At 40.6% G+C, this 19,850-nt stretch carries 14 protein-coding genes; 11 read left to right on the forward strand and 3 right to left on the reverse strand.

From position 1 onward, the window contains the following. The first annotated feature begins 1 nt into the window (after position 1). From BST97_RS05065 to dnaK, 11 genes are all read left to right on the forward strand, one after another. Positions 2 to 844, forward strand: a complete 843-nt coding sequence (locus tag BST97_RS05065; protein ID WP_085766210.1) for an ABC transporter permease — start codon at positions 2 to 4, stop codon at positions 842 to 844. Positions 845 to 867: 23 nt separating this feature from the next. Beyond that, entirely contained in the window at positions 868 to 4,203 is a 3,336-nt protein-coding gene (locus BST97_RS05070) for a T9SS type B sorting domain-containing protein (protein ID WP_085766211.1), read from the forward strand. Positions 4,204 to 4,305: 102 nt separating this feature from the next. Further along, positions 4,306 to 6,351: a T9SS type B sorting domain-containing protein gene (locus BST97_RS05075; RefSeq protein ID WP_085766212.1), complete on the forward strand. Its 2,046-nt coding sequence runs from the start codon at positions 4,306 to 4,308 to the stop codon at positions 6,349 to 6,351. Between the two features lie 129 nt (positions 6,352 to 6,480). Continuing rightward, complete coding sequence (locus BST97_RS05080; protein WP_085766213.1) at positions 6,481 to 6,939, forward strand: MarR family winged helix-turn-helix transcriptional regulator; 459 nt, start codon at positions 6,481 to 6,483, stop codon at positions 6,937 to 6,939. 1 nt (position 6,940) lies between these two features. Next, positions 6,941 to 9,349 (forward strand): 3-hydroxyacyl-CoA dehydrogenase/enoyl-CoA hydratase family protein, encoded by a 2,409-nt coding sequence (locus tag BST97_RS05085; protein ID WP_085766214.1) that lies wholly within the window; start codon positions 6,941 to 6,943, stop codon positions 9,347 to 9,349. A 31-nt stretch (positions 9,350 to 9,380) separates the two neighbouring features. Continuing rightward, positions 9,381 to 9,773, forward strand: coding sequence for a four helix bundle protein (locus BST97_RS05090; protein WP_245833664.1), 393 nt, complete (start codon positions 9,381 to 9,383; stop codon positions 9,771 to 9,773). Between the two features lie 39 nt (positions 9,774 to 9,812). After that, positions 9,813 to 11,003 carry an acetyl-CoA C-acyltransferase gene (locus tag BST97_RS05095; protein ID WP_085766216.1) on the forward strand — a complete coding sequence of 397 codons (1,191 nt, stop codon included), beginning with the start codon at positions 9,813 to 9,815 and terminating at the stop codon, positions 11,001 to 11,003. Positions 11,004 to 11,049: 46 nt separating this feature from the next. After that, a complete protein-coding gene (locus BST97_RS05100) occupies positions 11,050 to 11,409 on the forward strand; it encodes a four helix bundle protein (protein ID WP_085766217.1) in 360 nt (119 codons plus the stop codon). A gap of 51 nt (positions 11,410 to 11,460) precedes the next feature. Continuing rightward, positions 11,461 to 13,275 (forward strand): acyl-CoA dehydrogenase family protein, encoded by a 1,815-nt coding sequence (locus BST97_RS05105; RefSeq protein WP_085766218.1) that lies wholly within the window; start codon positions 11,461 to 11,463, stop codon positions 13,273 to 13,275. 225 nt (positions 13,276 to 13,500) lie between these two features. Then, positions 13,501 to 14,160, forward strand: a complete 660-nt coding sequence (locus BST97_RS05110) for a hypothetical protein (RefSeq protein WP_085766219.1) — start codon at positions 13,501 to 13,503, stop codon at positions 14,158 to 14,160. Between the two features lie 299 nt (positions 14,161 to 14,459). Then, positions 14,460 to 16,367 (forward strand): molecular chaperone DnaK, encoded by a 1,908-nt coding sequence (gene dnaK / locus BST97_RS05115; RefSeq protein ID WP_085766220.1) that lies wholly within the window; start codon positions 14,460 to 14,462, stop codon positions 16,365 to 16,367. A 75-nt stretch (positions 16,368 to 16,442) separates the two neighbouring features. Here the strand turns inward: dnaK and BST97_RS05120 are convergent, their stop codons facing one another. The 3 genes from BST97_RS05120 to BST97_RS05130 form a co-directional block, all read right to left on the reverse strand. Continuing rightward, the gene (locus BST97_RS05120; RefSeq protein ID WP_085766221.1) at positions 16,443 to 17,969 is read right to left on the reverse strand and encodes a serine hydrolase; all 1,527 of its coding nucleotides are present in this window, start codon (positions 17,967 to 17,969) and stop codon (positions 16,443 to 16,445) included. Between the two features lie 151 nt (positions 17,970 to 18,120). Further along, entirely contained in the window at positions 18,121 to 18,324 is a 204-nt protein-coding gene (locus BST97_RS05125) for a T9SS type A sorting domain-containing protein (protein WP_085766222.1), read from the reverse strand. A gap of 59 nt (positions 18,325 to 18,383) precedes the next feature. Further along, positions 18,384 to 19,808 carry an ATP-dependent DNA helicase gene (locus BST97_RS05130; protein ID WP_085766223.1) on the reverse strand — a complete coding sequence of 475 codons (1,425 nt, stop codon included), beginning with the start codon at positions 19,806 to 19,808 and terminating at the stop codon, positions 18,384 to 18,386. Between the last annotated feature and the right edge of the window lie 42 nt (positions 19,809 to 19,850).

Consider the following 19,850-nt stretch of genomic DNA (forward strand, 5'->3'; position numbering starts at 1 on the left):
GATGCTACGATTACTTGATATAGAATTTCATAAATTCAAACATAGCAAAAGCAGTAAGGTACTTACTATAATCTATCTAGCTGTGATTATACTTTTATTATCAGCTGGAGCCTGGCGTATTGATATCAATGGGCAATCAATGAGTCTTGCTGATATAGGTGTATTCAATTTCCCTTTTTTATGGCATCTGAGCACTTATATGGTAAGTTTTTTAAAGTTTTTGATTGCCATTGTGATTGTTTCAATTACAGCCAGTGAATACAGTAATAGAACATTAAAACAAAATTTAATTGATGGCCTCAGTAAGAAAGAGCTGATCTTATCTAAGTTTTATCTTGTATTTACACTTGCCATCGCCGTAACTGTGGTATTAGTTCTAGCCGTATTAGTTTTGGGACTTTTATATTCTGACTATACTGAAGCTTCCCTAATTTTTAGAGATTTGCAATATGTGGGCGGGTTTTTCATAAGCCATCTCACATTTTTTAGCATGTGCCTTTTTGCAGGTATACTCGTGAAGCGTAGTGCTTTTGCTTTAGGATTGATAGGAATATGGGGGATTTTTGAATTGGTTCTACTAGGTATAAGTCAATACGTGAATTATAGATTCAACGTAGACATATGGGAATATCTAGGAAATATCCTACCTCTTCATTCCATCTCAAATTTAATCGTTGAACCTTTTACTAAGGTTACATTGGTTAAAGCAACTATGGAACAAATATCCCAAGGTGAGTTCATTAAAGACTATAGTGTACCACTTTTGAATACGGTTATCTGCCTTGGTTGGACATTTCTATTTACATACTGGTCTTATGCGCTGTTGAAACGTCGCGATTTATAACTTTTGTGAGTTAAATTCGCGGCATGATGATGAAAAGGATTTATGCCGCGCTAGCGATAACATTATCGCTTTTTTTACCCCAGCAGTTATTTTCTCAGCTTGAAGCTTCAAATTGGTACTTTGGATTCGGAGCAGGAATCCAGTTTGATCAGACTACAGGAAATGTAACAGCCTTGACCGATGGGCAGCTCAATACAAATGAAGGTTGTACCGCTATAAGTGATGATCAAGGAAATTTACTTTTTTATACAGACGGTTCAACCGTGTACAACCGCAACCATGTGGTAATGCAAAATGGTAATGGGCTGAAAGGAAATTCTTCAAGTTCTCAAAGTGCTGTAATCATCCCAAAACCCCAAGATGATAATATCTATTATATCTTTACCGTAGATGCTCCAAATGGTGCTGGTCCAGGAGCACAGGACTCAGGTTTACATTACTACGAGGTGGATATGTCACTGGATTCTGGTCTAGGAGCCGTAACGTCTAGTATTGCACAACCTAACAATCTTATAGCTACTACCTCTGAGAAGATCGTAGCAATCAATCATGAGACTCGAGATGAGATTCTAGTCACTGTTTATGCTAATGCCAATGGTTTTACATCAAATGCCTACAATACGTTTTACACTTTTACCATAAGCGCTTCTGGTGTTGATCCGAATCCAGTTGTAAGCGCAAATTTTGGTAATCGAACAATAAGCGACCCTCGTGGCTATTTGAAGATTTCTGCAAATGGACGATTTTTAGTGAGCTGCAATATGGGAGACGGTACTTTCCTCTACGACTACGACAGAACGACGGGTATCGTAAGCAATGAGAGAAGACTAGTCCTAACAGGTAGTGCTGCTAATCAAGGATATGGCGCAGAATTTTCACCCGACGGACGTTTATTATATGTTTCAGCAGTTAGAGCTGGTACTGCAGGTGACCCATTATCACAACAAACGGCTGCTCTCTATCAATTTGACTTATCAGATAATACCGCAATATCTCAAGACAATATTAGAAATAGTATAATTGTCGATCAAACTAATACCTATAGAGGCGCAATGCAATTGGGTATTGACGGTAGGATATATAGGTCTCTATCTGAAAATTTTGATACAGGTTATCCGTTTTTAGGAGTAATCAATAATCCTAATGCTCGTGGTACAGCGTGTAATTACGTTCATGATGCTATACCTCTTAGTGGTAAATTGTCAACTCAGGGTCTACCTCCTTTCATTCAAAGTTTCTTTGCCGCAATTGATGTAGAAAACTTATGTTTAGGCAATGCAACAACATTTTCCTTTGAGGCAGATACGCTACCAGATTCCATTCTATGGGAATTTGGAGATGGAACTGGAACTTCCACCATAGAAAATCCTTCCTACACCTATTCCAGTCCAGGTCAGTATGAAGTAAAGCTTACCTTGAACACAGCTGGAGCAACGAGAATTTACCGGACGAACATCGAAATTTATAACGTGCCAGTTGCGGCCCAAATCAGTGATATAGAAGTTTGTGATCTAGATCTAAGTGGTGACGAAACCATAGATTTAGATGCAGAGGTAGGTCAGTTAGTTAGAGGCTCACAAAACACCCAAGAATTTGAGATACGCTACTATAATAATATCAATGATGCTCAGAATAATGAAAATGAGCTCTCCAGTTCTTTAGATATCACCACTGGAATGGTAACGGTTGTTGCAAAAATTTTCAATATAAATAACCAGGATTGTTTTGACACAGCGAGTGTTGATATCACTCTCTACGCTCAACCAGTTGCTAATCCACTTGAAAACTTAGAAGAATGCGACGACGATTTTGATGGGTTTGTAAATTTTGACCTTACACAGCAAAACAGTGATCTTCTAGGTACTGCCCAAAACGCGGCGGATTTTGTTATCACATATCATAGAACTCAAGCTGATGCACAATCTGGTGATGATCCAATAACCAACGCCTCAAATTATAGAAATGAAGATCCTTTTAGTCAAACTATTTACGCTCGCATTGAAAATAGGCTGACTGACCAATGTGCGGATGTTTCTGAACCTTTTGAATTGATTGTCAATCCAAAACCAGTAGCTCTTGATTTTGCTGCTTTCCAATGTGATGAAGATGGAATCGCAGACCGTAGAACGATTTTCTCCCTACAAAGTTTTGATGAATCCATTTCAGATAATGCAATGGGCGTTCAAGTGAGTTACTACGCAACCAGAAATCAAGCACAAACTGGTGATTTTCAGAATGCCCTTAATCCTGTGAGTTATAGAAACACTGCTCCATCGCAGGTGATTTTTGCTCGTGTAGAAAACGAGTCCACACGTTGTTTCAGTGTCTCTGAGGTAACACTTGACGTAAGCGCAAGTGATGCTCAAGATACAACTCTTGAACTGTGTGATGATGATGGGACTGAAGACGGGTTTACAGAATTTGATCTCTTTACAGCAAACGATGTCGTATTATTAAACGCTCCAAGTGACGTTACCGTAAATTACTATGAAACACTTGAAGGCGCGCAAACAGAGCAAAATCCTTTGCCTCGATTCTACACAAACACGACGGCAGGTAGACAACTTATCTATGCAAGAGCAGAGTCTGAAGATGGTAATTGCTTCGGTTTTGGTGAGGTCACGCTAATTGTAAATGAGTTACCACAAATCGAGACCTACGAATTTATAAGAAACTGTGGTACGCCAGAACCTCCCATTACCATAGACGCTGGATTGCCTGCCGGTGCTATTGAGACAGACTTCACCTATTTATGGAGTACGGGTGAGACCACCCAGGCCATAGAGATAGATGCAAGCGGCACCTACGAGGTAATTGTAACTAATGAAAACAATTGTACCAAGATCAGGGAAGTGGAGGTCATTTTAAGTGAGGTTGCCACGATTGAAGGAATAAGCGTGAGCAATGCTGTTTCTGGCGGGCGCTCAGGCAATGTTGCTATCTCGGTGAGTGGGCGCGGTGACTACGTTTTCAGTATTGAGGACGGATTTGGCTTTCAAGAAAACCCTGTTTTTAATGATTTGAGAGCTGGATTTTATGACGTGGTAGTACTGGATCGTTTAGGTTGTGGAGAAGCCACTACACGTTTTGCCGTTTTAGGCTACCCTAGATTTTTTACCCCAAATGATGATGGGTTCAACGATTTCTGGAATTTGAAAGGAACTGACGGTATGCTGGAACCGGAAGCCGAAGTCTTCATTTTTGATAGATACGGTAAATTATTGACTCGAGTCACGCCCTCAGGTCCTGGCTGGGATGGAACTTTCAACGGTCAGCCTCTGCCATCGAGCGACTATTGGTTCAGAGCGACGCTTACAGATGGGAGTGAGTTCTCAGGTCACTTCTCATTGAAGAGATAGTTTTTCTGATTTCGCTTTCGCGAAAGCGTAACAATCATAAAACTACTGAACACATTTTAACTTTGGTAAAGAGTAATTTTAAATAAATACCTTTACCTCACTATGAAATACAAGGTGTTTTGGATGCTTTTTTTGCTGTGTGCTTTCGCGAAAGCGCAACAGGAATCCTCCTGCTGGTATTTTGGGATAAACGCTGGAATTGATTTCAGCTCGGGAACACCACAACCTTTGTCTGACGGGCAAATTGTAACTCTAGAAGGATGTGCAACCATATCTGATAGATCGGGAAACCTTCTTTTTTACACAGATGGAACGAGTGTTTATAATCGCGATAACGCGTTGATGCCTAACGGTGATGACCTCAAAGGAGATAGTTCCAGTACCAGTAGCGCGATTATCGTGCCTATTCCTAACGATCCTTCAAGATACTATATCATTACCGTGGATACTGACGATAACCGATATCGCAACAATGAAGGCATGTTTTACAGTGTTGTGGACATGAATTTAGATAACGGCAACGGAGATATAGATGTCTTTGAGAAGAACATCAATCTTTTGACACTGACCTCAGAGAAATTGACATCAGTTAAAAACGCAACAGATGATGGCTACTGGATCCTTACGCAATTTGAAGACAGGTTCTATGCCTATGAACTAACGAGTAGCGGTTTGAATACCTCGCCCGTAGTCTCTACCGTAGATCCTTTTATAGAGCTGATTACTTCTAGTATTACTAATGTAGATGTTTCTGCAATGCGAGGTTATATAAAATTAAATTCTGCTGGTGATAAACTTGTCGCGGCACATTTCAGCAATAATTCGACAAGTGAATTTTCTGGAATTACTGATGTAACTACCGCGCGAAGCCTAGCTTACAATAATGGTGGTGAATTGTATCTCTATGATTTTGATAACGCAACGGGCATCGTTTCTAATCCTGTACCACTCGCTACTAAACAAGATGGTGGTTCCTATTACGGTGTGGAATTTTCTAGTGACAATAGATATCTATATACTGAGGCAGATTATCTGATTCCCTCCACTACTCAGGTAATCAATTTAGATCGAGCGGAGATTCAGCGATTTGACCTCACATCATCAAACATCGCTGCTTCAAAAGAAGTTCTTTATACCGATGATACTAATACGCTACGAGGAGCTTTACAAATAGGATTAGATGGGAATATTTACCATGCGACGATCGGTTTAGAAAGTCTGGCACGCATTGAGAACCCAAATGATCCAAATGCGACCTATGAACAAAATGCTTTTGCTCTTGCTCCAGGCACTTTGTCACAATATGGGCTGCCCATATTTGTTCAATCCTTTATTGTAAATGCCGACATTAATGGCGAAGACAGCTGTCTGGGTGATCCTGCTCAGTTTAGCGCTAGTTCCCCTGATTCTATTCTATCCATAGAATGGAATTTTGGGGATCCTGCGTCTGGGAATGACAATACCTCTACTCTAATCAACCCAGAACACACGTTTACCACTACGGGAGATTTTACTGTTACAGCAGAGATAACTACAGCCTTTGGTGTGACTATTCAGAGTATAACAGTTTCTGTTTTTCCAGATGTGGTCGTAAATCCTTTTCAAGACAGTTTTACCGTTTGTAACGAAGGTTTTGAAATCGGCACATTTGATTTAACCTCAGTGATCACCGAGCTTGAACAAGATGTTGATAATCAAACTATAGAATTATATCCTTCAGAAGAGCACGCCCAGAACCAGACCTCTCCTATTACAGATATCTCAGCCATCAACAACACAACTAATCCTGAGACCATTGCCGTGCACATTGCCAATGATAATTGTGAGGAAATCCTCCCCATCTATCTAGCGATAGAAAACTGTGACGTTGAAATATTCAACATTCTTACTCCTAATGAAGATGGGAAAAATGATGAATTTGTCATCACCGGATTAAGAAATATATACTTCAATCATAAACTTTCCATTTACAATAGATACGGAGCAAAAGTTTGGGAAGGAGACAATGACGATTCTCCTTGGAACGGTACAGCAAATACTGGATTACTCAGTACAGGAGAAGTTCTTCCATCTGGGACCTATTTTTATATTCTTGATTTTAATGAGGCCGAAAAAGAACCAAAATCTGGTTATGTTTACCTTCACTGAGATTAATTTGATTTTTTCCTAACATTTAATTTACTTATTTTCAGTACTTAAGACCTAATTTTAAAAATATTCTAAATTTACTATGCACGCATAGTAAAAGTTCTTATCTTGCCTACGCAATCGTAATAGATGAGAGACAAAACTTTAGATTATATATTAAGGACGACCTGGATGTCCATTTCAAAGATGTATAACGAGCAGGCTGCAACTAAAGGAAGTACCATGGCGACTGGATTTGCACTCATAAGCATCGATCCAGAAAATGGTACGCCATCAACAGCATTAGGACCCAAAATGGGAATGGAAGCGACATCACTTTCCAGAACCCTCAAAATGATGGAAGATAAGGGCCTAATTGAACGCAAACGTAACCCAGAAGATGGACGCAGTGTTTTAATACACCTTACCGATTTTGGGCAAGACATGAGAGAGTTCTCAAAAGAAGTGGTAAAAACCTTTGATAAGAAGGTCAGAGAAGAAATAGAGGCTGAAAAGATTAAAACTTTTCTGGAGGTAGCTTATAAAATTAACGAGATAGTCTGTTCAAAAAAGATTTTTAAAAAACAAACAATACTAGCGACTAAATAATATGGGAAAAAGAAGAATAAAACACGTTACCGTTATAGGTTCTGGTATCATGGGAAGCGGGATCGCCTGCCATTTTGCTAATATAGGTTGCGAGGTGCTCCTTCTGGACATCGTACCTAGAGAACTTAACGATAAAGAAAAGTCAAAAGGATTAACTCTAGAGGATAAGGTTGTGCGCAATCGCATGGTAAATGAAAACCTGCAATCTGCTATAAAGAGTAAACCGGCACCACTTTACGACAAATCATTTGCAAAACGTATCACGACTGGTAACCTTGAAGATGATCTGAAGAAAATTGCAGATACTGACTGGATCATAGAAGTGGTAGTTGAAAGACTTGATATTAAAAAATCAGTCTTTGAGCAAATTGAGAAGTATCGTAAACCTGAAACGCTGATCACTTCAAATACTTCTGGAATTCCTATCGCCTTTATGAATGAGGGCCGTAGCGAGGATTTCAGAAAACATTTTGCAGTAACACATTTCTTTAATCCACCACGATACTTAAAACTGTTTGAAGTTGTTCCTGGTCCAGATTGTAAATCAGAAGTCACTGATTTCTTAATGGATTATGGAGACCGCTACCTAGGTAAAACATCAGTGCTTGCAAAAGACACTCCAGCATTTATAGGGAATCGTATCGGTATTTTTAGTATACAGAGTCTTTTCCACCAAGTGAAAAAAATGGGGCTCACGGTAACTGAAGTTGATAAACTCACCGGTCCGGTGATCGGCCGTCAGAAGTCAGCTACTTTTAGAACTGTTGATGTAGTAGGTCTCGACACCCTAGTCCATGTGGCAAATGGCGTTTATGAAAACTGCCCTGAGGATGAACATCGAGACACTTTTAAATTACCAGATTTCATCAACACTATGATGGAAAATAAATGGTTAGGTTCTAAGACAGGTCAAGGTTTCTATAAAAAAGAGGTTGATAAGGACGGTAAGAAACAAATTCTAGCTCTCAATCTTGATTCTATGGAATACGAGAATCAAGGCAGAGCAAAGTTTGCCACCCTTGAAATGACTAAATCTATTGATAAAGTCGCTGATCGTTTTGCAGTATTAATAAACGGTAAAGACAAGGCTGGAGAGTTTTACAGAAAAAGCTTTGCATCGCTTTTTGCATATGTGCAACACCGCATCCCTGAAATTTCAGACGAGCTTTACAGAATTGATGATGCGATGAGCGCCGGTTTTGGTTGGGAACATGGACCTTTTCAGGTTTGGGATGCTGTAGGGATCAAAAAAGGTGTTGAACTCATGAAGGCCATCGGTAAAGAGCCCGCAAGCTGGGTCACAGAGATGCTGGATAAGGGATTTGAGAGTTTCTACACTGTTAAAAATGGTAACACCTACTACTACTCCATACCAGATAAAGACTATGTGAAGAAACCAGGTCAGGACAGCATGATCATTCTTGATAATTTGAGAGAGCAATCGCCAGTTTTCAAAAATTCAGGAGTAACTGTTCATGATTTAGGTGATGGTATCTTAAATGTAGAATTCACTTCTAAAATGAATAGCATCGGTGGCGATGTTCTGGCTGGAATGAACAAAGCCATTGATATTGCTGAGGATCGCTTTGACGGTCTGGTGGTTGCAAATAATGGAGCTAACTTTTCAGTAGGTGCAAACATCGGGATGATTTTTATGATGGCGGTAGAGCAGGAATATGACGAGCTCAACATGGCGATCAGACAATTCCAGAACACCGTAATGCGCCTGCGATACAGTAGTGTACCAGTTATCGTCGCTCCTCATCAAATGACTCTGGGTGGAGGCTGCGAGATGACTATGCATAGTGATATGGCTGTTGCGAGTGCTGAGACCTACATAGGATTGGTAGAATTTGGTGTGGGAGTAATCCCAGGCGGTGGAGGTTCTAAGGAAATGGCGCTACGCGCTAGTGACACCTTTGAAGAGAATGATGTTGAATTGAACCGTTTGAGAGAGCACTTTCTAACCATCGGTATGGCAAAAGTAGCTACAAGTGCTTATGAAGCTTACGATCTAGGCATTCTGAGAAAAGGTTTGGATCAAGTTGTCGTAAATGATAATAGACGTATCGCTTTCGCGAAAGCGCAGGCACGCCTCATGGCAAACAAAGGATATACACAACCCGCTCCACGCAAAGACATCAAGGTACTGGGTAAACAGGCTCTAGGAATGTTCCTCGTAGGAACCGATCAGATGGAAGCTGGAAAATACATCTCTGAACACGACAGGAAAATCGCCAATAAGCTTGCCTATGTAATGGCCGGTGGAGATTTGAGTGCCCCTACCATGGTATCTGAACAATACTTATTGGATCTAGAACGAGAGGCCTTCTTGAGCCTTACAGGTGAGCGCAAAACACTAGAAAGACTGCAACACATGATTCAGAAAGGGAAACCTCTTAGAAATTGATGCAAAGATCAATTTCTTGACGGTCGACCTATTGACATTTGACGACCGACAAATTGAAGATAAAATGATACAACACAATTTTAGAAAGCTGAATATCTGGAAAGAGGGAATTCAAGTGGTTAAAGAAACCTACGCGATGACCAAAGTTTTTCCGAAAGAAGAGAGGTTTGGTTTGTCAAGTCAGTTGCAACGAAGTGCTGTTTCAATTCCTTCAAATATAGCTGAAGGAACTTCTCGATCCAGGAACAGACATTTCAGACAATATCTTGAAACAGCGTTGGGGTCAGCGTTTGAATGGGAAACGCAACTAATAGTAAGTTTTGAAGTTAATTATTTATCTAGAGAAACGTTTGATCACCTTTCGGAGAAAATCCAAAAAATTCAAAATCAAATAATAAAATTCATGAACTCACTGAAAGACTAGTCGGTCGTCCGTCGTCAATCAGTCAATAGTCGTTAAAATATGAAAACCGCATACATAGTCGCAGCAAAAAGAACAGCTGTAGGAAAAGCTCCCAGAGGAGTATTTAGATTTAAAAGACCAGATGAGCTGGCAGCAGAAACTATTGAGGCACTTTTGAAAGATGTACCAGGTCTCGATAAAAAACGCATTGACGATGTTATCGTAGGTAACGCAATGCCCGAAGCTGAGCAAGGCTTAAACATGGCACGGTTGATCTCCCTTATGGGACTGAAAATCGATGATGTACCTGGAGTTACGGTGAATAGATACTGTGCAAGCGGTGTCGAGACCATCGCCATGGCAACTGCAAAAATCCAATCTGGAATGGCAGATTGTATCATCGCAGGAGGTGCTGAGTCCATGTCCTACATACCTATGGGAGGTTATAAACCCACTCCTGATTATAAGGTGGCTCAAGCCGGTAACGAGGATTATTACTGGGGAATGGGTTTAACCGCTGAGGCCGTCGCTAAAGAATTCAATGTTTCCAGAGAAGATCAGGATGAGTTTGCCTACAAATCGCATCAAAAGGCACTCAAAGCACAAGCAGAAGGTCGTTTCCAAGATCAAATCGTCCCGATTGAAGTAGAGGAAACTTTTCTTAATGATGCTGGAAAGAAAGAAACACGTACTTACACTGTAAATAAAGATGAAGGTCCTCGCGCCGATACTAAGCTGGAAGTATTGGCTAAACTGCGACCCGTATTTGTTGACGGTGGCTCAGTTACCGCTGGTAATTCTTCACAAATGAGTGATGGGGCTGCCATGGTGCTGGTAATGAGTGAGGAGATGGTTAAGGAATTAAACCTGGAGCCCATTGCGCGCATGGTCAACTTTGCCGCAGCAGGAGTACCTCCTAGAATCATGGGAATAGGACCAGTAAAGGCAATTCCGAAAGCTTTGAAACAAGCTGGCCTGGATCAAAAAGATATCGATCTTATAGAATTGAATGAAGCTTTTGCTAGTCAATCACTAGCCGTAATTCGCGAGCTTAATTTGAATCCCGATATCACCAACGTTAATGGTGGGGCCATTTCTTTAGGTCACCCCTTAGGTTGTACAGGTGCAAAACTGAGCGTCCAACTCTTTGATGAAATGCGTAAGCGCGATATGAAAAACAAATATGGTATCGTAACCATGTGCGTAGGAACCGGACAGGGAGCCTGCGGAATTTATGAGTTTCTTTCGTAAAGACTGAAAGATGAAAGAAAAAAGATGAAAGACTAGTTCATATCTCATGAAAAGACATAACTATAAAGAGCTTAAAATTTGGCAGAAAGGAATTGAAATAGCATTTGAAGTAAGCGACTTGGTCGATTCGTTCCCAAAACATGAACGATATGATTTAAGCTCGCAAATTTCTAGATGCTCCGTTTCAATGCCCTCAAATATTGCTGAAGGAAGCGCAAGAACTAATAAGTCTTTTAGTCATTTCATTGATATTTCACTCGGTTCTTCTTTCGAATTGGGAACTCAACTTTTGATTGCAAATCACAAAAAATATATAACAGCAGAAAAATTAAATCAATTAGAAGAAATGAATGCTGAATTTCAGAGAATGAGTGCTGGATTTCAAAACAAACTAAAAAGAGGCTGATTTATGTCTATTCTCTTTTTTCTTTCTTCTTTATTCTAAAATTGAGCAACAATGGGAACAACAGCAGAACAAACAAAAAAAGACACAATCCGCGGTGGTCAGTTCATCGTGAAAGAAGCAAATCCACAAGACATTTTTACTCCAGAAGACTTTACGGAGGAGCAGGTTATGATGAAAGAATCTGTGAGAGAGTTTGTGGATAAGGAAATCGTACCTCACAAGGAGCGTTTCGAGAAAAAAGATTACGCTTTAACTGAAGAGGTCATGCGTAAAGCAGGGGAAATGGGCTTCTTAGGTGTAGCCGTACCTGAGGAGTATGACGGCCTAGGAATGGGATTTGTCTCTACCATGCTCGTTTGTGACTACATCTCAGGAGCTACTGGATCAATTGCGACCGCTTTTGGTGCACATACTGGAATTGGTACCATGCCTATTACCCTTTATGGAACTGAAGAGCAGAAGAAGAAATACGTTCCTAAACTAGCTACCGGTGAGTGGTTTGGAGCCTACTGTTTGACAGAACCAGGTGCTGGATCAGACGCTAACTCTGGTAAAACAAAGGCAGAGCTTACAGAAGATGGGAAGCATTACAAGATTAACGGTCAGAAAATGTGGATTTCAAACGCTGGTTTCTGTGATGTATTTGTTGTTTTCGCTCGTATTGAAGACGATAAAAACATCACCGGTTTCATCGTTGAGAATGACTCAGAAAATGGAATCTCAATGAACCCAGAGGAGCACAAATTGGGAATCCACTCCTCCTCTACCCGTCAGGTGTTTTTTAATGACACTTTAGTTCCTGTAGAGAACATGCTAGCCGGTCGCGGAGAAGGATTTAAAATAGCTATGAACGCACTCAACGTGGGACGTATCAAACTCGCTGCAGCCTGTCTTGACGCACAGAGAAGAGTGATTTCACTTGCTACCCAATATGCAAATGAGCGCGAGCAATTCAAGACACCTATTGCAAAATTTGGCGCGATCCGTAAGAAACTGGCAGATATGGCTACCAGTGCGTACGTGGGAGAAAGTGCAAGTTACCGTGCAGCAAAAGATATAGAAGACCGTATTCATGAGAGGCTTGAAAATGGTGACGCTTTCGCGAAAGCGGAACTAAAAGGAGTTGAGGAATACGCGATTGAGTGCTCGATTCTCAAGGTCGCAGTTTCAGAGGATATCCAGAACTGTAGTGATGAGGGAATTCAGGTTTATGGAGGAATGGGATTCAGCGCAGATGCGCCTATGGAAGCCGCATGGAGAGATGCTCGTATATCACGCATCTATGAAGGAACTAACGAGATCAACCGCATGCTCGCGGTGGGAATGCTGGTGAAAAAAGCCATGAAAGGTCATGTAAATTTATTGGAACCAGCAATGGCGGTGGCTAATGAGTTGACCTCTATCCCTTCTTTTGATGTGCCAGATTTCTCAGAGCCACTATCTGAGGAAATGGACATGATCAAAAAACTGAAGAAAGTCTTCTTAATGGTTGCTGGAAGTGCGGTACAGAAGTTTGGTACAGAGCTGGAAGAGCACCAGCAGTTGCTACTCGCGGCATCTGACATTTTGATCGAGATCTACATGGCAGAAAGTGCGATACTCAGAACCCAAAAGAACATCACACGCACAAGTGCTGAAGAGCAAAAAGAGCAAATCGCGATGAGCAAGTTGTATTTATACAATGCTGTAAAGACCATTCAAAACAGAGCTGAGGAAGGTATCTCAAGCTTTGCCGAGGGTGATGAACAACGCATGATGCTTATGGGATTGAAACGCTTCACTAAATACACAAATCTGCCTAACATCGTTGAGCTACGCAATACAATCGCCGATACAGTAACAGTAGAAAATAAGTACCCTTTTTAATAAGTTGAGTTAAGTTAAGTTGATCAAGCCCGATTCAGAAATGGATCGGGTTTTTTTGTTCCAAACTCAAAATGAAATAAGCTTTTAAGGTAATTATATCATAATCAGAAACAGGAAATCTCGATATTCGTGAAACGAGTTGAGGAATTTTGACAAGCAGCACAGGCCTATTTTTATTAATCACTTTAAATAGATAGGTATCAGCTAATAAATGAAAAATAAAATATGAAATACCAAATTGAACTGCTGAGTTTCAAAACCATAGATGAAATTAAAGATAAATGGTTGCACGATGATTATGTGAACCTACTGGAGGCAATCGAATTTGGCGATATTGGAGATGCCGATGATCAGGATTTAAAAGAGCTGCTATTTCTAGGACTGTCTGAATCTGAACCACAAGAAGCTGCTGAAATTGTTTTGAGGTATAAGTTCAAAGATGAACTCAATGATGGGCAGTATCAGCAAATTTCCAATGATATGCTTAAGGAAAATGTTGCAGAACATTATTCTGACATATCATTTCACAGCAGGCTTTTTGATGTCAATGTATTTCTGTATAAGGCATTCAACGGTAAATTTCCTCGGGCAAGAGCGAGCGTAATAAAATTCAAGGCCATAAGCAAGGATCCCCAAGCCTCGTTACTTAACAAAGCAGATGCTCTTAGGCTTTTAAGTTCTGGTATGGATGGTCATACTGTATTCAAACGTCTTTATAAAAGACAGATAAGTGGTGAAGAAGAGTTTGAAGAAGCCGAGCATATCGCTTGGTATTTTGAGCATCTTGATGATGATACTTATCAACTTATCACCTCTGACTATTGGATCAGCGAGGATGAGATGATCGCAAACGAGTTTGAGTCCACTTTGCCAGAAGTTGATTAGTCTTTCTTTCCATATAATAAGTAAGTAGCTCATTGAGTTTTCCGCTTTCGCGCTGCGCCGTCGGCAAGCCTATGGCGACCGAGGGAAAGCGTAACTAATATTAAACTTAACTGGAAGCCAGGCTGAGTGTCTCCCTAAGCTTGTCAAAGGGCGGTCAAAGACTCATAATGAATATGTGGCTATATCCTATTTTACAAATTTGTCAGAGTAAATGACAGGATGTCACAGGGATTGCCGTGGCATAAACCTTGACTTATGCAAAACGTAAAATTGAGAAACTAAACATAAAACCATTTATAATGAGTAAGATTATAGGAATTGACTTGGGTACTACAAACAGTTGTGTTTCCGTAATGGAAGGTAGCGAGCCTGTAGTAATCCCAAATGCCGAGGGTAAAAGAACAACTCCCTCAGTCATTGCCTTTGTAGAAGGCGGTGAGATAAAAGTAGGTGACCCTGCAAAAAGACAGGCAGTTACTAACCCTACCAAAACGGTAGCATCCATAAAACGTTTTATGGGTAATAAGCACAGCGAGGTGTCTAACGAGATTTCACGCGTTCCTTATAAAGTAGTAAAAGGTGACAACGACACGGCTCGTGTAGATATAGACGGCCGTTTGTACACTCCACAAGAACTGAGCGCCATGATTCTTCAAAAAATGAAGAAAACGGCTGAAGATTACCTAGGAACTGAAGTGACTGGTGCGGTGATTACGGTACCGGCATATTTTAACGACTCTCAGCGTCAAGCGACAAAAGAGGCTGGTGAGATCGCAGGTCTTAAAGTAGAGCGTATTATTAACGAGCCTACTGCTGCGGCCTTGGCTTATGGATTGGACAAAAAAGATACTGATCAAAAAATCGTTGTATTCGACTTTGGTGGTGGTACGCATGACGTTTCTATTCTAGAATTAGGTGATGGTGTATTTGAAGTACTTGCTACTGATGGTGATACACACTTAGGAGGTGATGACGTGGACGAAAAATTGATCGATTTCCTTGCTGACGAATTCAATACTGCAGAAGGCATAGATCTTAGAAAAGACCCTATGGCTTTGCAACGGTTAAAAGAAGCTGCTGAAAAAGCTAAAATAGAGCTTTCTTCAAGCTCTCAGACTGAGGTTAATTTACCTTATGTTACTGCAACAGCTTCAGGACCTAAGCACTTGGTTAAAACAATCACGCGTTCAAAATTTGAACAGTTGATTTCTGATCTAGTAAAAAGAACTATTGAGCCATGTCAAGCTGCATTGAAAAGTGCAGGACTGAGTACAGGTGATATCGATGAAATCATCTTAGTAGGTGGTTCAACTCGTATACCTGCCGTGCAGGAAGCTGTTGAGAAATTCTTCGGTAAGAAGCCTTCTAAAGGGGTGAACCCTGACGAGGTTGTTGCCGTAGGTGCTGCTATTCAAGGTGGTGTATTAACTGGAGATGTCAAGGATGTATTGCTTCTAGATGTAACACCACTTTCATTAGGTATTGAAACCATGGGAGGTGTAATGACTAAGTTGATCGAAGCAAATACTACCATCCCTACTAAAAAGTCACAGGTATTCTCTACAGCTCAGGATAATCAACCTAGCGTTGAGATCCATGTACTTCAAGGAGAGCGTAGCATGGCTGCTGATAACAAAACCATAGGTCGTTTCCACTTAAGTGATATACCACCAGCGCGTCGAGGTACGCCACAGATTGAGGTTACTTTTGATATTGATGCAAATGGTATTATTAAGGTAAGTGCTGAAGACAAAGCTACTGGTAAGAAACAAGATATCAGAATCGAAGCTTCTTCAGGATTGAGCGAGGAAGAAATCGAGAAAATGAAACGCGATGCAGAGGCAAATGCTGAAGCTGATAAGCAAGCTAAAGAGAAAGCTGATAAGCTGAACCAAGCTGATCAATTGATTTTCCAGACGGAGCAACAATTAGAAGAGTTTGGTGACAAGCTTCCAGCTGATAAAAAAGCTCCGATTGATGAAGCTCTAGCTGAATTGAAAACAGCTTATGAGTCTAAAGAAATCGAGAAAATCGATCCAGCACTTGAAAAAATGAATCAAGTATGGACCGCTGCTAGTGAAGAAATGTACAAAGCACAAGCCGATGCTCAAGGCGGTCAACCAGGTCCTGATGCTGGAGCAGATCAAGCTCAAAGCGGCGACGATACTAGCGATGTTGAAGACGTAGACTTCGAAGAAGTAAAGTAAGCTTCGTCAAAATAGATAGACAAAAGGCTCTGAGTTTTCAGAGCCTTTTTTTTATTGTATGGATTTAAATAAAATTTAATCATCAACCCGATACGCATTCAATTCATTCATAAAAAAGTCATCATTTGGCACGTCAAAAGAGATTCCAGTTACGTTATTATAAGCATCTTTTTCAATTTCAACCGTCCCGAAATCAAACCATACTTGTGGATGATTCCATTCCATCACGTAAGAATCATAATTAAAATGTTTCAAGGTACTTGACAAAAGTGGACTATGTTCCCAGAAAAGCTTGAGTTCATCACCTTCCTTTTTTACAGTAAAATGTCCATAAGCTGGCGTATAATATCTTCCTATAATATCTTCTTCGTCAAGAATAGGAACCGTGCCTTCTACCCTAGCCGTTTTACGATCTGCCACGCGCGTGTCACTTGCTTTCCACTTGTTGTAACCTTCTAGCATTTCTGTACTCCAGTCCTTTTCTGGACGGTTGAGGTACTGATCAAAGATGTAGTAAACAATCGCATTAGTCGGGACCTTTACGCCGTTTGTGAGCACGATTACTCCTAGGTTTTCATCTGGTAACATCTGAACGCTAGAGATCATCCCATCATAACCACCGCCGTGACCCACTTGGAAAGCATTGTGGTAATTTGTGATAAACCAGCCCAAACCATAGCCATTGAATCGCTGACCTCTTGAATTAGGGTCAGCTTGATTCACTTCAAATGAGTTTTGAAGGCTCCACATTTTATTACGGTTTGATTTACTTATCAGCGTATCTCCATTTATAATACCATCATTCATGTTGAAAATGAGCCATTTAGCCATATCATGAACACTGGAAATCAAGCCTCCCGTAGATTGGACATTATCCCAAGCTACATGATCAATTTTATAGTTTCCATCATTTCTTCTTCCATGAGGTGTGGCTACGTTAGTATTATCACCGTAATCATTGACACTTACTACCGCATCGTCCATATTTAGCGGCTGTAGAAATCGTTCGGTTACATTTTCTTTGAAAGATTTTCCCGTTACTTTCTCAATGAGATCACCAGCAGTTATAAACATCAGATTAGAGTAACCATATCCATTTCTGAATTCATAGGCAGGCTTCACATATTTAATTCTTTTGACAATTTCTTCAGTGCTTAATTCACTTTTATACCAGATTGCATCTCCTGAAAAAGTTCCCAATCCCACATTATGACTCAATAAATCTTGGATGGTGACCATCTTTGAGATCGCTGCATCGTAAAGTTCAAAATAAGGCAAGTACTTTTGTACCTTATCATCCCAATCGAGTTTCCCCTCGTCCACTAACTGTGAAATAATCGCTGCTGTAAAAGCTTTTGTATTACTGGCAATTGCATAGAGCGTGTGCTCGTCTGGCTTTTTGCTAGTATTAACTTCCATAGTTCCATAACCCTTCTCAAAAACGATTTCCCCATCCTTAACTATAGCAACACTCAATCCAGGCACATCCCAGTCCGTTTGTGCCTTTTGTATAAAACGATCTATTTTTTTGAGGTTGGTTTTTTGAGCTGCAGCAGTGAATATTACTGCGATAAAAAAGATAATTGAAAGTGACTTTCTCATAATTTTTGAAAATTGATAATGTAATTTCGTCCCGTTAACTATCGGGATCGCGAAAGCGTGAATTTATCAAATAATGGATATTTATTGAGTCTATCAACAAAAAACCGTGACCTTAATAAGATCACGGTTTACAAACAATCAAGTTTTCAATTTATTTAATCACAATCTTCTTGGAAGTAGATTGTTCATTTTGCAAGATAGTCACATGGTAGATCCCAGCCTTGAAGCTGTTTACACCGCTGATGGCAACCTGACCATTTCCTGACATTTCTTTAGTCTCGATCACAAGTTGCCCTAGCAAATTTGTGATGGTGAGTTCCACATCTCCGGCCTGTAGACCCGAGATGTTCAACACATCCCAGTTACGGAATTTGGGTAGAGCTGTACCGCTTTCGCGAAAGCGTAAACCCTCACCTACCCCTCCACAAAATGTTCATTCTTAAAGCCTATAAGGTATAATTGTTTCTTTGCTCTCGTGACTGCAGTATATAACCAGCGTAGGTAGTCGCGACTGGGGCCTTCTGGGAGATAGGGTTGCTCGATGATCACGTTTTCCCATTGCCCACCCTGAGATTTATGACAGGTGATCGCATAAGAAAACTTGACCTGTAACGCATTAAAAAATGGATTCTCCTTGATGGCCTTATACTGTTTCCATTTGGGCAACTTGAGGTAATCCATACGCACTTCTTGATAAAGCTTATTACTATCCTCATAGGTGAGCGAGGGAGTCTCGGCTGTTAGTGTGTCAAGAATAAGGACTGTTTCAAAAGGTTTCATGTTAGAATAATCCACCATCCTGACCTTGACCTCGGCAAACTTGAAGGTATAGATCTCTTTGATCGCAAAAATCTCCAAAACCTCAACGATATCGCCATTGGCAATAAAACCTGCATCGCTTTTTGCCTCCAGCCAGTGGTAATTGTTCTTAACTACCATGAGGAAATCTCCTGGTTCTATATCGCTTTCGCGAAAGAGGATACGCGACCGGATCTGTTGGTTATAAAGATTTGCTCGTTTGTTAGAGCGCACAATTATTGCGGTTTCTTCATGCCCGTGCTGATCGTAAGCGGTTTGAATGGTTTCTAGAATCTCATATCCATCAATGAGTCTATGGATATCTTGATAATGAGTGACATCAAATTTATAATCGTATTCCTCATGCTCGATATGCTGTCTGATTCCTGTTGCATTATCCAGAATTCCTGAATTCTGCGCTTGTCTCTTTACTTCATCCAGTTCAATTTCTGTCACCTTCATCAAATAGCGCTGTTCCAATAAACTTGAGTCCAGCGCTGGTGAAACATCTAATTTTACTGGAGGTAATTGTGCTGTGTCTCCTATTATAAGGAGTTTGCAGTTAGTGCCGCTGTAAACGTATTCCAGTAAATCATCCAGCAAGGAGCCGTTACCACCAAACATTTTATTCTCAGCAGCCACATCAGGAATCATGGAGGCCTCGTCAACTACAAAAAGCGTATCGCGGTATTTGTTTTTCTTGAGTGTAAACTCCACTTTACTACCTCCTTGACCTTTGGGATAATAAATTTCCCTATGGATGGTCGCGGCCTGCTTGTTTGCATAATTACTGATCACTTTTGCAGCCCTACCCGTGGGAGCCAGCAAAACATATTTGAGTCTGATCTTCCAGAGGCTTTTTACGAGTGACCCTATAATGGTTGTTTTTCCAGTACCTGCATACCCTCTCAATAGAAAAAGTCTATTGCGCTCGCGGTCGTGCAAAAAATCTGAAAGTGCTTCTAAGGCTCTATCTTGTTGATAGGTAGGCTTAAAGGGAAAATCAGAAAGGAGTATTTTGTAGAATTCGTTTTGATTCATGCGAGGCTGTGGAAAAACAAGGGATAAACTTAACCATAAAGT

Source organism: Nonlabens spongiae, from assembly GCF_002117125.1.
Lineage (GTDB): Bacteria > Bacteroidota > Bacteroidia > Flavobacteriales > Flavobacteriaceae > Nonlabens > Nonlabens spongiae.

Bases quoted from the DNA above. Each gene is read 5' to 3' on its own strand.
- BST97_RS05080 (WP_085766213.1), top strand. From the start codon at position 6,481: ATGAGAGACAAAACTTTAGATTATATATTAAGGACGACCTGGATGTCC.
- BST97_RS05070 (WP_085766211.1), top strand. From the start codon at position 868: ATGATGATGAAAAGGATTTATGCCGCGCTAGCGATAACATTATCGCTT.
- BST97_RS05120 (WP_085766221.1), bottom strand. From the start codon at position 17,969: ATGAGAAAGTCACTTTCAATTATCTTTTTTATCGCAGTAATATTCACT.
- BST97_RS05085 (WP_085766214.1), top strand. From the start codon at position 6,941: ATGGGAAAAAGAAGAATAAAACACGTTACCGTTATAGGTTCTGGTATC.
- BST97_RS05075 (WP_085766212.1), top strand. From the start codon at position 4,306: ATGAAATACAAGGTGTTTTGGATGCTTTTTTTGCTGTGTGCTTTCGCG.
- BST97_RS05110 (WP_085766219.1), top strand. From the start codon at position 13,501: ATGAAATACCAAATTGAACTGCTGAGTTTCAAAACCATAGATGAAATT.
- BST97_RS05105 (WP_085766218.1), top strand. From the start codon at position 11,461: ATGGGAACAACAGCAGAACAAACAAAAAAAGACACAATCCGCGGTGGT.
- BST97_RS05130 (WP_085766223.1), bottom strand. From the start codon at position 19,808: ATGAATCAAAACGAATTCTACAAAATACTCCTTTCTGATTTTCCCTTT.
- dnaK (WP_085766220.1), top strand. From the start codon at position 14,460: ATGAGTAAGATTATAGGAATTGACTTGGGTACTACAAACAGTTGTGTT.
- BST97_RS05095 (WP_085766216.1), top strand. From the start codon at position 9,813: ATGAAAACCGCATACATAGTCGCAGCAAAAAGAACAGCTGTAGGAAAA.
- BST97_RS05065 (WP_085766210.1), top strand. From the start codon at position 2: ATGCTACGATTACTTGATATAGAATTTCATAAATTCAAACATAGCAAA.
- BST97_RS05100 (WP_085766217.1), top strand. From the start codon at position 11,050: ATGAAAAGACATAACTATAAAGAGCTTAAAATTTGGCAGAAAGGAATT.